Below are 14,313 nucleotides of genomic sequence, written 5' to 3' on the forward strand. Positions count from 1 at the left end.
GGATGGCCCCTGTGACCGACCCGCTGCCCTTCGACCGTCCCGACGAGAAGCCGACCATGGGTCCGACCGGTCGCCCGATGCCGGTGCTCCCGGAGCCGGCGCCGCTGACCCAGCACGGGCCGGCGCGGGTGGTGGCGATGTGCAACCAGAAGGGCGGCGTCGGCAAGACGACGACGACCATCAACCTGGGGGCCGCGCTCGCCGAGCTGGGCCGCAGGGTGCTGCTGGTCGACTTCGACCCGCAGGGCTCGCTGTCGGTGGGCCTGGGCCTCAACCCGCACGAGATGGAGCTGACGGTCTACAACCTGCTCATGGAGCGCGACGTCGCGCTCGAGGAGGTCGTGGTGCCGACCGGCGTGCCGGGCATGGACCTGCTGCCCTCCAACATCGACCTCTCCGCCGCCGAGGTGCAGCTCGTCCACGAGGTGGCCCGCGAGCAGACCCTGCAGCGGGTGCTCGCCCCGGCGATCGCCGATTACGACGTCATCCTGATCGACTGCCAGCCCTCCCTGGGCCTGCTGACGGTCAACGCGCTGACCGCCGCCGACGGCGTCATCGTGCCGCTGGAGTGCGAGTACTTCGCGCTGCGCGGGGTGGCGCTGCTCAAGACCACCATCGACAAGGTGCGCGAGCGGCTCAACCCCAAGCTCGAGATCGACGGCGTCCTCGGCACCATGTTCGATGGTCGCACCCTGCACTCGCGCGAGGTGATGGAGCGGCTGGTCCAGGCGTGGGGGGACAAGGTCTTCCACACTGTCATCCGCCGCACGGTGAAGTTCTCCGACTCCACGGTGGCCGGCGAGCCCATCACGACCTACGCCTCGTCCTCGGCCGGCGCCGACTCCTACCGCCAGCTCGCGAAGGAGGTGCTCGCCCGGTGCCTCGACGGGTGAGCATGCCCGCTGCCGACGACCTGTTCCGGCCCACCGCCGAGCAGCCGACCCCGCCGGCCGTCTCCGACGAGCCGACCGGTGCTGCGCGGGCCCCGGTTGAGACCCCGGCGGCGACCGCCGGTCCGAGGAAGCCCAGCGGGCGGGTGCGGCACGACGAGAAGATGACCGTCTACGTCACCAGCGCCGAGCTGCTGGCCATCGAGCAGGCGCGGCTGCGGCTGCGCAGCGAGCACGGCCTGGCCATCGACCGGGGGCGGCTGGTGCGCGAGGCGCTCGGGCTGGTGCTCGGGGACTTCGAGGAGCGCGGCGAGGCCAGCGACCTGGTGGCCCGCCTGACGGTGGACCAGGAGTGAGCCCGGCCGCCGCCGACGACGTCGCCGTCGCGGAGGCGCCCGCGGGCTTCTCGCTGCGCCTGGACAACTTCGAGGGTCCCTTCGACCTGCTGCTGCAGCTGATCTCCAAGCACAAGCTCGACATCACCGAGGTGTCGCTCTCGCGGGTGACCGACGAGTTCATCGCCCACGTCAAGGCGCTGGGGCGGTCCGGCACCTCGGTCGACGACCTCGAGGAGACCACCTCCTTCCTGCTCGTCGCCGCCACCCTGCTGGACCTCAAGGCGGCCCGGCTGCTGCCCCAGGGCGACGTGGAGGACGAGGAGGACCTCGCCCTGCTGGAGGCCCGCGACCTGCTCTTCGCCCGGCTGCTGCAGTACAAGGCGTTCAAGCAGGTCGCCGCGGTGCTCGAGCAGCGGCTGGCGGGGGAGTCGCGGCGCCACCCGCGGGCCGTCGGCCTGGAGGAGCGCTTCGCGACCCTGCTGCCCGAGGTCCTCATCGGGATCGGCCTGGAGCAGTTCGCCGCGCTGGCCGCCAAGGCGATGGCGCCCAAGCCGGTGCTCGAGCTGCCCACGCACCACATCCACGCCCCCGCGGTGTCCGTGCGCGAGCAGGCGGGCATCGTCGTCGACCGGCTGCGCCGCTCGGGCACGCTCACCTTCCGCGCCCTGTGCGGCGACTCCCCGGACACCCTCACCACCGTGGCGCGCTTCCTGTCGCTGCTGGAGCTCTTCCGCGAGGGGGCCGTCGCCTTCGACCAGGTGACGCCCCTCGGCGAGCTCACCGTGCGCTGGACCGGCGAGGAGGACGCCGACGTCGACGACCTGGTCACCGACGAGTTCGACGGTGCGCCCACCGACGCCCTCGAGGCTGCCGAGCAGGCCGCAGCCCCGACCGACCTGCCCGCTCGCCGCGATGCCGACCAGCCCCAGGAGGACCCCGATGAGTGAGGCCACCCACACCGACGAGACGACCGAGGAGATGCTCGACGTGCCCGTGGCGGCACTGCGCCCCTCGCTGGAGGCGGTGCTGATGGTCGCCGACCAGCCGCTGGACGCGGTGAGCCTGGCCACCGCCGTCGGGCACCCGGTCGAGGACGTCGTGGCCGCGCTCCAGCTGCTCGCCGAGGAGTACGACGAGGCCGACCGCGGCTTCGAGCTGCGCAACGTCGCGGGTGGGTGGCGCTACTACACCCGCGAGGACTACGCCCACGTGGTGGAGCGGTTCGTCCTCGACGGCCAGCAGGCCCGGCTGACCCAGGCGGCGCTGGAGACCTTGGCGGTGGTCGCCTACCGCCAACCGGTCTCGCGGGCCCGGGTCTCGGCGATCCGCGGCGTCAACGTCGACGGCGTCATGCGCACCCTGCTCACCCGCGGGCTGGTCGAGGAGGCGGGGAGCGACCCCGAGACCGGTGCGCACCTCTACCGCACGACCAGCTACTTCCTGGAGCGGATCGGGGTCACCGGCCTCGATGAGCTGCCCGAGCTGGCGCCGTACCTCCCTGACCTGCAGGACATGGAGGAGGAGCTGGGTGCGCTCGCGGCCCAGTCCGCCCCGGGCCCGGCCGGCCAGGAGCCCGCCGCGCCCTCGGAGCCGGTGGGCGAGGAGCAGGCATGAGCGACTCGCAGGTCCCCGTCGACGAGGACGGCCTGATCCGGCTGCAGAAGCTGCTGGCGATGTCCAACGTGGCCTCGCGGCGCAAGTGCGAGGAGCTGATGCTGGCCGGCGAGGTCGAGGTCGACGGCGAGGTCGTGACCCGGCTCGGCACCAAGGTCGACCCGACGCGCGCGGTGATCAGGGTCCAGGGGCGCCGACTGCCGCCGGTCTCCGCGCACGTCTACCTCGTGCTCAACAAGCCCCGCGGCGTGGTCTCGACGATGTCGGACCCCGAGGGACGGCGGTGCCTGGGCGACGTGGTCGCCGACCGGCCCGAGCGGCTCTTCCACGTCGGTCGGCTCGACACCGACACCTCCGGCCTGCTGCTGCTGACCAACGACGGCGACTTCGCCCAGCGGATGGCGCACCCTTCCTACGAGGTCGACAAGACCTACGTCGCCGAGGTCGAGGGCGAGGTCTTCCCGCGCACCCTCAAGCAGCTGCGCGAGGGCGTGGAGCTCGAGGACGGGCCGGTCCAGGTCAGCAGCATCAAGGTCGTCGCGGGTGGGCACGGGCGCAACCACCCCGGTCGCACGGTCGTGGAGCTGGTGATCCACGAGGGGCGCAACCGGATCGTGCGGCGCCTGCTCGACCACGTCGGCCACCCCGTGCTGCGGCTGACCCGGACCCGGATCGGTCCGGTCGAGCTGGGCCGACTGGGGGTCGGGGAGATGCGCGAGCTGACCCTCGACGAGCTCGGGCAGCTGCTGGACAGCGCGCAGATGTGAGCAACGGGGTCAGTAGCCTGACCCGCGCAACCGCAGCACCACCAGGCACCACCAGGCACCACCAGGTACGACGAGGACAGAGGGAGCAGCACGTGGCGGTCCGGGCGATCCGAGGGGCGACCCAGCTCGAGGAGGACGTGCGCGACCACATGCTCGAGCGGGTCGCGGAGATGGTCACCGACGTGATGACCGCGAACGGCCTGGAGGTCGACGACTTCATCTCCGTGGTCTTCACCGCCACCTCCGACCTGGTCTCGGAGTTCCCGGCCTACGCCGCCCGCCGGCTCGGCTTCGGCGAGGTGCCGCTGCTGTGCGCGCGCGAGCTGGAGATCGAGGGCTCGATGCCCCGCGTGGTGCGGATGCTGGCCCACGTCGAGACCGACCGGCCGCGCGCGGACATCACCCACGTCTACCTCCACGGCGCCGCGGCGCTGCGCTCGGACCTGACCCGGGTGCGGTCGCTGCCCGACGGCGATGCCTGAGACCTCCGGGCCCGCTGAGCGCCCCGGTCGGCTGCCCGCCGGTCAGCGCGGTGACTGGCTGACCGGCCCGGTCCTCGTCGTCGGTGCCGGTCTGCTCGGGACCTCGGTGGGCCTGGCCTGCCGCCGCTCCGGCCTGGAGGTGCTGCTCAGCGACGTCTCCTCCGAGCACGTGCGCACCGCCTCCGGCATGGGTGCCGGTCGCCCCCTCGAGCCGGGGGACCGGCCGCAGCTGGTCGTCGTGGCCGTGCCGCCCGACCACGTGGGCGAGGCGGTGCGGGCGGCGCTGGCCGCCCACCCCGGTGCCGTGGTCACCGACGTGGGCAGCGTGAAGACCGGCCCGTGGCAGTCGGTCCGCGAGCAGGCCGGCGCGGCGTCGTACGTCGGCGGGCACCCGATGGCGGGCAGCGAGCGGTCCGGGCCGCTGGCGGCGTCCGCCTCGCTGTTCGACGGCCGGCCCTGGGCGATCACCCCGCACCCCGAGAGCGACCCCGCGGCCGTCGAGGTCGTGGAGGACCTGGTACGGCTGTGCGGTGCGGTGCCGGTGTGGCTGACCCCGCAGGAGCACGACCGCGCCGTGGCGCGCACGAGCCACGTGCCGCACCTGCTCTCGGTGCTCGCGGCTGCGCGGCTGGCCGCCGGTCCGGAGAACCACCTGGCGCTGTCGGGCCAGGGCGTGCGCGACGTCACCCGCGTGGCTGCGGGCGACCCGCGGCTCTACAGCCAGATCGTCGGCGCCAACGCCGACGCCGTGCTCGACCTGCTGGGCGAGGTGCGCGAGCAGCTGGACGCGGTGATCGCCGCCGTCGGGGCCGGTGACCGGTCCGCGCTGGAGGACGTGCTCGCCAGCGGTGTCGCGGGCACCCGGGTGATCCCGGCCAAGCACGGCGGTCCCGCCCGGCCGATGCGCTCGGTGTGGGTCTCGGTGCCCGACCACCCCGGCGAGCTGGCCCGGCTGCTGGCCGACGCCGTGGCCAGCGAGGTCAACGTCGAGGACATCCGGATCGACCACGACCCCGGCCGACCCGTGGGCCTGGTGGAGCTGGTGGTCGAGGACACCCGGGCCGACCACCTGCTCGGCTCTCTGGAGTCACGCGGTTGGGAGACCCACCGGTAGGCTGCCGCCCCGTGGACGACCTGCAGCAGCCCTCGACCCCGGGCCTCGTGGTGGCCGTCGACGGCACCTCCGGCTCCGGCAAGTCGAGCACCTGCCGCGGGGTGGCCTCGAGGCTGGGCCTGGCCTACCTCGACACCGGCGCGATGTACCGCGCGATGACCTGGTGGATGCTCGAGCACGGCGTGGACGTCCACGACCCCGCTGCCGTCGCCGCCCGCTGCGGCGAGCCGACGATCACCTCCGGCACCGACCCGGCCGCGCCGACCATCCACGTCGACGGCACCGACGTCGCCGGGCCGATCCGCGGCGAGGCCGTGACCGGCTCGGTCTCGCCGGTCGCCACCGTCCCGGAGGTCCGCGAGCGGCTGGTGGCCCTGCAGCGCGCCGCCATCTCCACTGCGCCGCAGGGGATCGTCGTGGAGGGACGCGACATCGCCAGCACGGTGTGGCCGCAGGCGCAGGTCAAGGTGTTCCTCACCGCCGACCCCGCCGCCCGGGCTGCGCGCCGCGCCGCCGAGGAAGGTGGCTCGGACGCCGCCGCCGTCGAGGCCGTCCTGCGCAGCCGCGACGCCATCGACTCCGGTCGCGCCGCCTCCCCGCTCACGCAGGTCGACGGGGCCGCGCACCTGGACACCACCCACCTCACGCTCGACGAGGTCATCGAGGAGGTCGTGGCCCTGGTCCGGGCGGTCGAGGTGGACGCGTGAGCGACCACGTCGCGCTCCCGCGCACCGACCGCACGGCGCACCCGCCGCGCTACCTGCTGCACCCCCTGCGGCCGCTCGCCCGCTGGATCATCCGGCGGCGCTACCGGGTCGTGGTCCACCACGCCGAGCGGGTGCCCGCCGCCGGACCGGTCGTGCTCGCGGCCAACCACGCCGGCGTCATCGACGGGCCGCTGCTGGCGATCTTCGCCCCCCGGCCCGTGCACGCCCTGACCAAGTCCGAGATGTTCGAGGGGCGGCTCGGCGGGTTCCTGCTCCGCTCCGGCCAGGTCCCGCTGGACCGGTTCCGCACCGACGTCGCTGCGGTCCGCTCGTGCCTGCGCGTGCTGCGCGACGGCGGCGTGGTCGGGATCTTCCCCGAGGGTCGGCGCGGCTCCGGGGAGCTCGAGCGCTTCCACCGCGGGACCGCCTACTTCGCGCTCGCGGCGGGTGCGCCGGTCGTGCCGGTCTCGATGTTCGGCACTCGCGAGCCCGGCGGCTCCAGCGGCTCGCTGCCGCGCCGCGGGGCCACGCTGCACCTCGTGGTCGGGCGTCCCGTCGACGTACCCCACCAGCCGTGGCCGCGCACGCGGGAACAGGTGGGCGAGCTCTCGCGTTCCCTCTGGGAGCACATGCGCGCCGAGCTCGACGCCGCGCGCCGGGAGACCGGCGGCATCCTGCCGGGCCCGCTGCCGCTCGGGGACCTCGAGCCCGACCCCGCCACCGGGGTCGGGGCGCCGCGCACGCGCACCGAGCCGCCCCCGTCCACCAGGCCGATCATCAGGCCGTCCACCCCGCCGTCCACCACGCTCCCGCCGACACCGGGGAGCACCATCCACACCGACGGCCACGAGGCCGCTCGACACGAGCCAGGAGCACCATGACCGACCAGCCCGACCAGTCCCTCGACGCGACCCCGGAGGGCGCCCCGAGGGTGCCGGTGCTGGCCATCGTCGGCCGCCCCAACGTCGGCAAGTCCACCCTGGTCAACCGGATCATCGGCCGCCGCGAGGCGGTCGTGGAGGACGTGCCCGGCGTGACCCGCGACCGGGTGCCCTACGACGCCACCTGGAACGGACGCGCCTTCACCGTCGTCGACACCGGCGGCTGGGACCCCGACGCCAAGGGCATGGCCCAGCGGATCGCCGCCCAGGCCGAGATCGCGATCTCCCTGGCCGACGCGGTCCTCTTCGTGGTCGACGCGACAGTGGGCATCACCGACGCCGACGAGGCGGTCGTGAAGATCCTGCGCGCCGCGGACAAGCCGGTCGTGCTGGCCGCCAACAAGGTCGACGACGCCCGGACCGAGGCCGAGGCCTACGCGCTGTGGAACCTCGGGCTGGGGGAGCCCTGGCCGGTATCGGCCCTGCACGGTCGCGGCTCGGGCGACATGCTCGACGCGATCCTCGCGGCCCTGCCCGAGCCCCCGCCCGAGTCCGACCCCGAGGTCGGGGGACCGCGGCGCGTCGCGATCGTGGGCCGTCCCAACGTCGGCAAGTCCTCCCTGCTCAACAAGCTCGCCGGCGAGGAGCGGGTCGTCGTCGACAACGTCGCCGGCACCACCGTCGACCCGGTCGACGAGCTGGTCGAGCTGGGCGGGCGCACCTGGCGCTTCATCGACACCGCCGGCATCCGCAAGCGGGTCAAGGAGGCCAGCGGGCACGAGTACTACGCCTCGCTGCGCACGGCCACGGCCATCGACCGCGCCGAGGTGGCCGTGCTGGTCCTCGACGCCCAGCAGAACATCGCCGAGCAGGACGTCCGCATCCTCCAGACCGTCCGCGAGGCCGGCCGCGCGCTGGTGATCGCCTTCAACAAGTGGGACCTGGTCGACGAGGAGCGGCGCTACTACCTCGAGCGCGAGATCGAGCGCGAGCTCGTGCAGGTGCAGTGGGCGCCGCGGATCAACGTCACCGCCCGGACCGGGTGGCACATCGACCGGCTGGTGCCCGCGCTGGACAAGGCCCTCGAGGGCTGGGAGACCCGGATCGGCACCGGTGCGCTCAACACCTTCCTGGGCCGCCTCGTCGCCGAGCACCCGCACCCGGTGCGCAGCGGCAAGCAGCCCAAGGTGCTCTTCGGGACCCAGGCCACCACGGCACCCCCCACGTTCATCCTCTTCACCTCAGGCAGGCTCGACGCCTCCTACGAGCGGTTCATCGAGCGCCGGCTGCGCGAGGAGTTCGGGTTCGTCGGGACGCCGATCGTGCTGCAGCAGCGGCCGCGGGAGAAGCGCAAGCGCTGAGGACGGCTCCTGCGCAGGGCCTGTGGAGGCTCGGGACCTTGGTCCCGAGCCGCCGGGCCTAGGTCCCGGCGGTCCCGGGAGGGGTCAGGTACGCCGGGTGCGGGTCGATGGGGCGGGGGACACCCCCTCGCACCAGGAGCCCGACGTGCCGCCTCGCGCAGTGACCCCGAACGGTCGGGAGAAGACCTTCCGTCCCGACCAGATCATCGTCTCCAAGACCGACCCCCAGGGTCGGTTGACCTACGTGAACCCGCTGTTCGTCGAGATCAGCGGCTACACCGAGGCCGAGCTGCTCGGGCAGCCGCACAACATCATCCGCCACCCCGACATGCCGCGCTCGGTGTTCCGGCTGCTGTGGGAGCGGATCTCCGGCGGCGAGGAGATCTTCGCCTACGTCGTGAACCTCAGCGCCGACGGCACGCACTACTGGGTGCTCGCGCACGTCACGCCCACGATCGGCCCGGACGGCCGGATCGTCGGCTACCACTCGAACCGGCGTACGGCGGACAAGGACGCCCTCGCGATCATCACGGACATCTACGCCAAGCTGCGGGCCGTCGAGCGGTCCGCGCCCTCCACGCCCGAGGCGCTCGCCGCGGGCACCGCCCTGCTGGAGCAGATGCTCGCCGATGCCGGACAGACCTACGACGAGCTCGTGTGGTCGCTCTCCCAGGAGGTGGCGGCATGAGCATCGACGCCCTGCCGACCGAGGCGGACGACGCCCACGTCACCGACGGCCTGCCGACCGACGACGGGCTCGCCGAGCTCGAGCAGTCCCTGGCCGCCGTACCCGAGCAGGCCGGCGGGCCGTCGGCCCGCGAGCAGCAGCTGGAGCGGGTGCTGCTCGCCGTGCGGGACGTCTGCCTGGCCGCCGCCGGCGGCGACCTCGAGCCGCGGGTCCCACACCTCGGGGACGAGCCGGAGGTCCGCGAGGTCCGGGACGCGCTGAACGGCCTGCTGGACCTCACCGACGCCTACGTGCGGGAGTCCTCGGCCTCGCTGAGCTACGCCAGCACGCAGCGGTTCTACCGCCGGTTCCTGCGTCGCGGGATGAAGGGCAGCTTCGCCCAGGGCGCCTCCACCATCAACGAGGCGATCGACGCGATGGCCGCCACGGCCGACACCCTCGCCCACGAGCGGAGCGAGCGGCTGCGGATGGCCGACTCGTTCGAGGAGGCCGTGATGGGCCTCTCCGACCAGGTCGCCGCCGCCGCCGTGGAGATGGAGTCGGCCTCCAGCAACCTCGCCGGCACCGCCGAGGGCACCGCCGTGCGTGCCGGTCAGGTGGCGGAGAGCTCCCACACCGCCTCCAACGCCGTGACCGTCGCCGCGGCCGCGGTCGAGGAGCTCGCGGCCACCATCTCCTCCATCGAGCAGCAGACCGCCCAGTCCAACGCCGCGGGCGTGGCCGCGGTGGGCGAGGCGGAGTCCACCGCCGCCACCGTCCAGGGCCTGGCCGCCGCCTCCCAGGAGATCGGCGAGGTCATCAACCTGATCAACCAGGTGGCCAGCCAGACCCGCCTGCTCGCGCTCAACGCGACCATCGAGGCCGCCCGGGCGGGAGAGTCCGGCAAGGGCTTCGCGGTCGTCGCCTCGGAGGTGAAGTCGCTGGCCACCCAGACCGCGGAGGCCACCGGTCGGATCGAGGCGCAGGTCAAGGAGATCCAGGGCGCCACCGACGCCGTGGTCGGGGCCATCGACACCATCACCGGCTCGGTGCGGGGGATGGGCGACAACCTCGAGGAGATCGCCCGCACCGTCTCCGAGCAGCGCCAGGCGGCCGGCGAGCTCAGCGAGACCACCACCCGGGCCGCTGCCGCGGTCGGTCAGGTCACCGACGACATCGGCGCCATCGGGGACGCCACCCAGGCGACCAGCAGCGGTGCCGGGCAGATGACGACGGCGTCGCTGGAGCTGGCCAAGCTGTCCTCGCAGCTGCGCACGGAGGTCGCCGACTTCCTGGCCCGCATCCGCTGACCGGGCTCCCGCAGCGGCTGGATCCGTCCACCAGCGCGGCCCCCGCCCCCGATTCCGGGGCGGGGGCCGCGCTGCGGCCTCAGGCCGGCGAGGAATCCAAGACACAGTCGCTGTAGGCGGTCAGCGCGACGGCCTGGTATCCGGCCACTCGCTCCAGAGGTAACCAGTAGTGGGTCATGTCGCCGTCGATCACGTAGAACGCGTCCACCTCGTCGTCCGCGTAGACTGTGCGGGTCGGAGAGGTGCTGCTGAGCCACACCGTCCACCGACCCTGCTGCTGGTGCGTGGTCGTCTTGACCTGGACCCTGACGATCTCACCCCCCAGGTCGGCGAGCAGGTCGTAGCGGGCCGGTTCCAACGGCCAGCTGACGTGGTGGCCGCGCATCCTCAGCGAGGCTGCCGCGAGCAGCGGAGCAGCATGACGCAGGTTGTTGAGCTCCGGTTGCGAGGCCGGACGTCCTGTTCCTGTCGTGAGTGAGTCGGTGAGCAGGTGCGCCGTGTCGATGCCGAGCCGTTGGGCGTGGGCCTTCAAACGACGCTCGGAGTCGGCACCCAGCCCCAACCGGGCCGACACCTCTGACCAGCTGTTGGCATCATCGAGGGCACTCCTCAGGTGCGTGTCCGTCACGCGGCGTGGCCGAACGAAGTGCGAGTAGTCGAGACCGGCGCCCTCAGCCTGTCGGCGCGCGGTGCGGATGGCGGAGGACGAGGTGCTCGCCAGACCCAGATGACGCAGGACACCCCTCCACGAACCCGATTCGGCCACCGCAACGGCGAGCTGCTCGGCGGTGTAACGAGGCGCTCGGGGCATGGACTGAAGCTACGGGCACCCGCCGACATTGTGGAGTGCCCCAATTCAGAGCGGGCGACTGCCCTGTTGTAGTGTTCACGCGCCGTGACGTCGCGATCCGACCGAGCGGCGTTCGGGCTGTGGCGCAGCTTGGTAGCGCACCTGACTGGGGGTCAGGGGGTCGCAGGTTCAAATCCTGTCAGCCCGACCGGACACGATCGAGACGAGAGGCCGTCCCCGCTGCGGGGGCGGCCTCTTGCTCGTCCGGTGCCTGCGTCACGCACGGCGTCCCGGGTCAAGGACTCGCTGGAGCTGGCCACGCAGGACTGGTTCGGTTCCGCGCAGTTCGACCGCCCCGAGGACCACTGGCCACGTCGCTGGGCCACGGCGTACCTCGACTTCGCCGCCGGGGAGAAGCGCTCGTGGCTGCGGCAGATGGGGCACCGGTTCTTCCCCGTCGTGGGGTGGGCGGAGCGCGGTGACGGTCGCGCCGACGGGCACGGCAACTCGGTCCCGCGGTTCCACCTGACCTGGGGCACCGGCCCCGGCGTGGTGGCGCCCTTCGAGCGCCGGGTCCGCGAGCACGCCGCCGCGGGGCGCATCCGGCTGTGCTTCCGCCACCGCGTCGACGCGCTGGGCACCGACGCAGGCGCCGTCACGGGGGTGCGGGGGGCGCTCCCGGAGCCCTCCGACGTCGCCCGGGGCGTGGCGTCCTCGCGCGTGGAGGTCGGCGAGTCGAGTACGCCGCCCAGGCCGTCCTGGTGACCTCGGGCGGCATCGGCGGCAACCACGAGCTGGTGCGCAAGGCGTGGCCCGAGAGGCTCGGCACCCCTCCCGAGCGCATGGTGTCCGGGGTGCCGGCCCACGTGGACGGGCGGATGCTGGAGATCACCGCGGCAGCGGGCGGAGCGGTCATCAACCCCGACCGCATGTGGCACTACACCGAGGGACTGCGCAACTGGGACCCGATCTGTGGCACTACACCGAGGGACTGCGCAACTGGGACCCGATCTGGGACAACCACGGCATCCGCATCCTGCCCGGCCCGTCGTCGCTGTGGCTCGACGCCGAGGGCAACCGGCTCCCCGCGCCGTACTTCCCCGGCTTCGACACCCTCGGCACGCTGGGGCACCTCATGGCCACCGGCTACGACCACTCCTGGTTCGTGCTGACCCAGAAGATCATCGAGAAGGAGTTCGCCCTCTCGGGATCGGAGCAGAACCCCGACCTGACCGGCAAGGACCTCAAGCTCCTGCTCTCACGGGTCAGACCCGGCGCCCCGGGCCCGGTCGAGGCGTTCAAGCAGCACGGCGAGGACTTCGTCGTCGCCGACACCCTCGCCGAGCTCGTCGCCGGCATGAACGAGCTGACCGACCGTCCCCTCATCGAGGAGGACCGGCTCCGCCGCACCATCGAGGCACGCGACCGCGAGCTGGACAATGACTTCACCAAGGACGCCCAGGTCACCGCGATCCGCGGCGCCCGCAGCTACCGCGGCGACAGGCTCATCCGGGTCGCCTCCCCGCACCGCCTCCTGGACCCCGCAGCCGGCCCGCTCATCGATGTGGCTCAACATCCTGACCCGCAAGACGCTCGGCGGCCTGCACACCGACCTCGCCGGCCGGGTCCTCGACGGTGCCGGCACCCCGATCGCCGGGCTGTACGCCGCCGGCGCGGTCAGCGGGTTCGGCGGCGGTGGCATGCACGGCTACAACGCGCTGGAGGGCACCTTCCTCGGCGGCTGCCTGTTCTCAGGTCGCACCGCCGGTCGCGCGGCCGCCGACCACATCGCCTAGCGTCGGCCCGTGACCCCTCGATCCGCCCGCCCGGTGCGGGCCTCGCGCTCGCCTGCTCCCGGTCCCGGTGCCGGCGGCACGCAGGACGCCCGTGCACAGGCGCCGCGGCGTCCCCACGAGGACGACTTCCTCGCCACGCCGCCCGGGCTGGCGCAGTTGGCGCCCGGCGCGGTCATCCGCAGCCGTCGCGTGCGGGTCGCGCTGCTGGGCCTGGTGCCGCAGCAGCGGATCGAGGCGTGGCAGGTCGCCTACCGCAGCACCGACCTGCACGGTGAGCCCGAGGTGGCGGTCACGACGGTGATGCGTCGCCAGGGAGCGGTGCCGACCGCGTTGGTCGCCTACCAGTGCGCCATCGACGCGGTTTCGGACCGGTGCTTCCCGTCCTACGCGCTGCGGGCCGGCGCCCGGGCGTGGGGCGCGCTGCCGCAGTTCGAGATCCTGCTCATCGCACGGCTGCTCGACCTCGGGTACGCCGTCAGCGCCTGCGACCACGAGGGCCTGCTGGGCACGTTCGCGGCTCCGCGGGAGCCGGGCCACCGGGTGCTGGACGGCGTGCGCGCCGCCCGGGCCCTACCGGAGCTGGAGCTGCCCGAGGACCTGCCCGTGGGCATGTTCGGCTACTCCGGCGGCGGCATGGCCACCGCCTGGGCGGCCGAGATGGCCCCGACGTACGCCCCCGAGCTGCCGATCGTCGGGGCGGTGCTCGGTTCACCGGTGGGTGACCCGGGCGAGGCGTTCATCAAGCTCAACGGCGGCCTCTTCGCCGGGCTCCCCGCCCTGGTGGTGGCCGGGCTGCGGCACGTCTACCCGGGTCTGGCCGAGGTGGTGCGCGAGCACGCCTCCAGCGAGGGCAAGCAGCGCCTGGACCGGCTCGAGGAGCTGACGACGACCGAGGCGTGCCTGCGCTACGCGCTCGACGACTTCGACGAATACCTCGACTCCCCGCTCGCCGACGTCCTGGCGCTGCCGGAGGTCCTGCACGTCTTCGACGACCTGCGGCTGGGGCACCACGCCCCGACGTGCCCGCTGCTGGTGGTCCAGTCGCGGCGGGACCAGATCATCGACGTCGACGACGTGGACAGCCAGGTCGGGCGCTACGTCGCTCGCGGTGCAGACGTGCTCTACCTGCGCGACGGTGCCAGCGAGCACATCAGCCTGATGCTGCTGGGCTTCCCGGTCATGCTGGACTGGCTCGCGCGACGTTTCGAGGACAACCGGGCAAGCGCCTCCGGGGCCCGCTCGACAGGCACCCGGGACCACCTCTCGCTGGCCCTGCGGCCCTCGTCGTGGCCGGGCTTCGTCGCCCTGGGCGCCGCCGCGGCGCGCACCGTGCTGGGGCGCGCCTGACCCCTGGCGGGCGCCGGGCCGCTCGCCGGCCGGGCCGCCAGCCGGACCGCCCGACGGTCAGCCGTCCACCCGGCGGCGGGCACCACCAGATGGGCGCGCGTGACCGACACTCCCGGGCCGACCGCCGGAGCCGTCGCCGGACAGTGCGGCCGGGGCGGACGCCGCGGCCCAGCCGAGCCCGGCGACCACGACGGTGGCGACCAGGTACCGGCGTCGGGTGAGCCGGGGGTACCTGCGTGCGGGCGTCCG

18 protein-coding genes and 1 tRNA gene are annotated in these 14,313 nt (G+C 73.4%); 17 read left to right on the forward strand and 2 right to left on the reverse strand.

Annotated features, from left to right (window positions below):
• Positions 1-2: 2 nt before the first annotated feature.
• From ACYVID_RS11475 to ACYVID_RS11530, 12 genes are all read left to right on the forward strand, one after another.
• A complete protein-coding gene (locus ACYVID_RS11475; protein WP_460737329.1) occupies positions 3-893 on the forward strand; it encodes a ParA family protein in 891 nt (296 codons plus the stop codon).
• The gene (locus tag ACYVID_RS11480; protein WP_460737109.1) at positions 878-1,246 is read left to right on the forward strand and encodes a hypothetical protein; all 369 of its coding nucleotides are present in this window, start codon (positions 878-880) and stop codon (positions 1,244-1,246) included. The genes ACYVID_RS11475 and ACYVID_RS11480 overlap by 16 nt, the downstream gene beginning before the upstream one ends.
• Positions 1,243-2,175, forward strand: a complete 933-nt coding sequence (locus ACYVID_RS11485) for a segregation and condensation protein A (RefSeq protein ID WP_460737111.1) — start codon at positions 1,243-1,245, stop codon at positions 2,173-2,175. The genes ACYVID_RS11480 and ACYVID_RS11485 overlap by 4 nt, the downstream gene beginning before the upstream one ends.
• Entirely contained in the window at positions 2,168-2,842 is a 675-nt protein-coding gene (gene scpB / locus ACYVID_RS11490; protein WP_460737113.1) for an SMC-Scp complex subunit ScpB, read from the forward strand. Before ACYVID_RS11485 ends, scpB begins: the two co-directional genes overlap by 8 nt.
• On the forward strand, positions 2,839-3,609 hold the full coding sequence (locus ACYVID_RS11495; protein WP_460737115.1) for a pseudouridine synthase: 771 nt from the start codon (positions 2,839-2,841) through the stop codon (positions 3,607-3,609). Before scpB ends, ACYVID_RS11495 begins: the two co-directional genes overlap by 4 nt.
• A 92-nt stretch (positions 3,610-3,701) precedes the next feature.
• On the forward strand, positions 3,702-4,091 hold the full coding sequence (gene aroH / locus ACYVID_RS11500) for a chorismate mutase (protein WP_460737117.1): 390 nt from the start codon (positions 3,702-3,704) through the stop codon (positions 4,089-4,091).
• Complete coding sequence (locus ACYVID_RS11505) at positions 4,084-5,205, forward strand: prephenate dehydrogenase (RefSeq protein ID WP_460737119.1); 1,122 nt, start codon at positions 4,084-4,086, stop codon at positions 5,203-5,205. Before aroH ends, ACYVID_RS11505 begins: the two co-directional genes overlap by 8 nt.
• A gap of 11 nt (positions 5,206-5,216) precedes the next feature.
• Positions 5,217-5,912 (forward strand): (d)CMP kinase, encoded by a 696-nt coding sequence (gene cmk / locus ACYVID_RS11510; protein WP_460737121.1) that lies wholly within the window; start codon positions 5,217-5,219, stop codon positions 5,910-5,912.
• A complete protein-coding gene (locus ACYVID_RS11515) occupies positions 5,909-6,793 on the forward strand; it encodes a lysophospholipid acyltransferase family protein (RefSeq protein ID WP_460737123.1) in 885 nt (294 codons plus the stop codon). The genes cmk and ACYVID_RS11515 overlap by 4 nt, the downstream gene beginning before the upstream one ends.
• Positions 6,790-8,154: a ribosome biogenesis GTPase Der gene (gene der / locus ACYVID_RS11520; RefSeq protein WP_460737125.1), complete on the forward strand. Its 1,365-nt coding sequence runs from the start codon at positions 6,790-6,792 to the stop codon at positions 8,152-8,154. Before ACYVID_RS11515 ends, der begins: the two co-directional genes overlap by 4 nt.
• Positions 8,155-8,299: 145 nt before the next feature.
• Positions 8,300-8,842, forward strand: a complete 543-nt coding sequence (locus ACYVID_RS11525; protein ID WP_460737127.1) for a PAS domain-containing protein — start codon at positions 8,300-8,302, stop codon at positions 8,840-8,842.
• Positions 8,839-10,131 (forward strand): methyl-accepting chemotaxis protein, encoded by a 1,293-nt coding sequence (locus ACYVID_RS11530; protein ID WP_460737129.1) that lies wholly within the window; start codon positions 8,839-8,841, stop codon positions 10,129-10,131. Before ACYVID_RS11525 ends, ACYVID_RS11530 begins: the two co-directional genes overlap by 4 nt.
• 79 nt (positions 10,132-10,210) lie before the next feature.
• On the opposite strand, the gene ACYVID_RS11535 is transcribed toward ACYVID_RS11530, so the two are convergent.
• On the reverse strand, positions 10,211-10,942 hold the full coding sequence (locus ACYVID_RS11535) for a group I intron-associated PD-(D/E)XK endonuclease (protein WP_460737131.1): 732 nt from the start codon (positions 10,940-10,942) through the stop codon (positions 10,211-10,213).
• Positions 10,943-11,055: 113 nt separating this feature from the next.
• On the opposite strand from ACYVID_RS11535, the gene ACYVID_RS11540 reads away from it, so the two are divergent.
• The 3 genes from ACYVID_RS11540 (at position 11,056) to ACYVID_RS11550 (ending at position 12,093) form a co-directional block, all read left to right on the forward strand.
• Positions 11,056-11,129 (forward strand) — tRNA-Pro (locus tag ACYVID_RS11540).
• A gap of 59 nt (positions 11,130-11,188) precedes the next feature.
• Positions 11,189-11,686: an FAD-binding protein gene (locus ACYVID_RS11545; protein ID WP_460737133.1), complete on the forward strand. Its 498-nt coding sequence runs from the start codon at positions 11,189-11,191 to the stop codon at positions 11,684-11,686.
• Positions 11,683-12,093, forward strand: coding sequence for an FAD-binding protein (locus ACYVID_RS11550; RefSeq protein WP_460737135.1), 411 nt, complete (start codon positions 11,683-11,685; stop codon positions 12,091-12,093). Before ACYVID_RS11545 ends, ACYVID_RS11550 begins: the two co-directional genes overlap by 4 nt.
• 86 nt (positions 12,094-12,179) lie before the next feature.
• Here ACYVID_RS11550 and ACYVID_RS11555 read toward each other — a convergent pair whose 3' ends face one another.
• Entirely contained in the window at positions 12,180-12,497 is a 318-nt protein-coding gene (locus tag ACYVID_RS11555) for a hypothetical protein (RefSeq protein WP_460737137.1), read from the reverse strand.
• Between ACYVID_RS11555 and ACYVID_RS11560 the strand changes: the two genes are divergently transcribed.
• Positions 12,484-12,717 (forward strand): FAD-binding protein, encoded by a 234-nt coding sequence (locus ACYVID_RS11560; RefSeq protein ID WP_460737139.1) that lies wholly within the window; start codon positions 12,484-12,486, stop codon positions 12,715-12,717. The genes ACYVID_RS11555 and ACYVID_RS11560 overlap by 14 nt on opposite strands.
• Before the next feature lie 9 nt (positions 12,718-12,726).
• Positions 12,727-14,064: a lipase family protein gene (locus ACYVID_RS11565; protein WP_460737141.1), complete on the forward strand. Its 1,338-nt coding sequence runs from the start codon at positions 12,727-12,729 to the stop codon at positions 14,062-14,064.
• The last annotated feature ends 249 nt before the right edge of the window (positions 14,065-14,313 follow it).

The sequence above is a fragment of the Nocardioides ginkgobilobae genome (assembly GCF_054781275.1).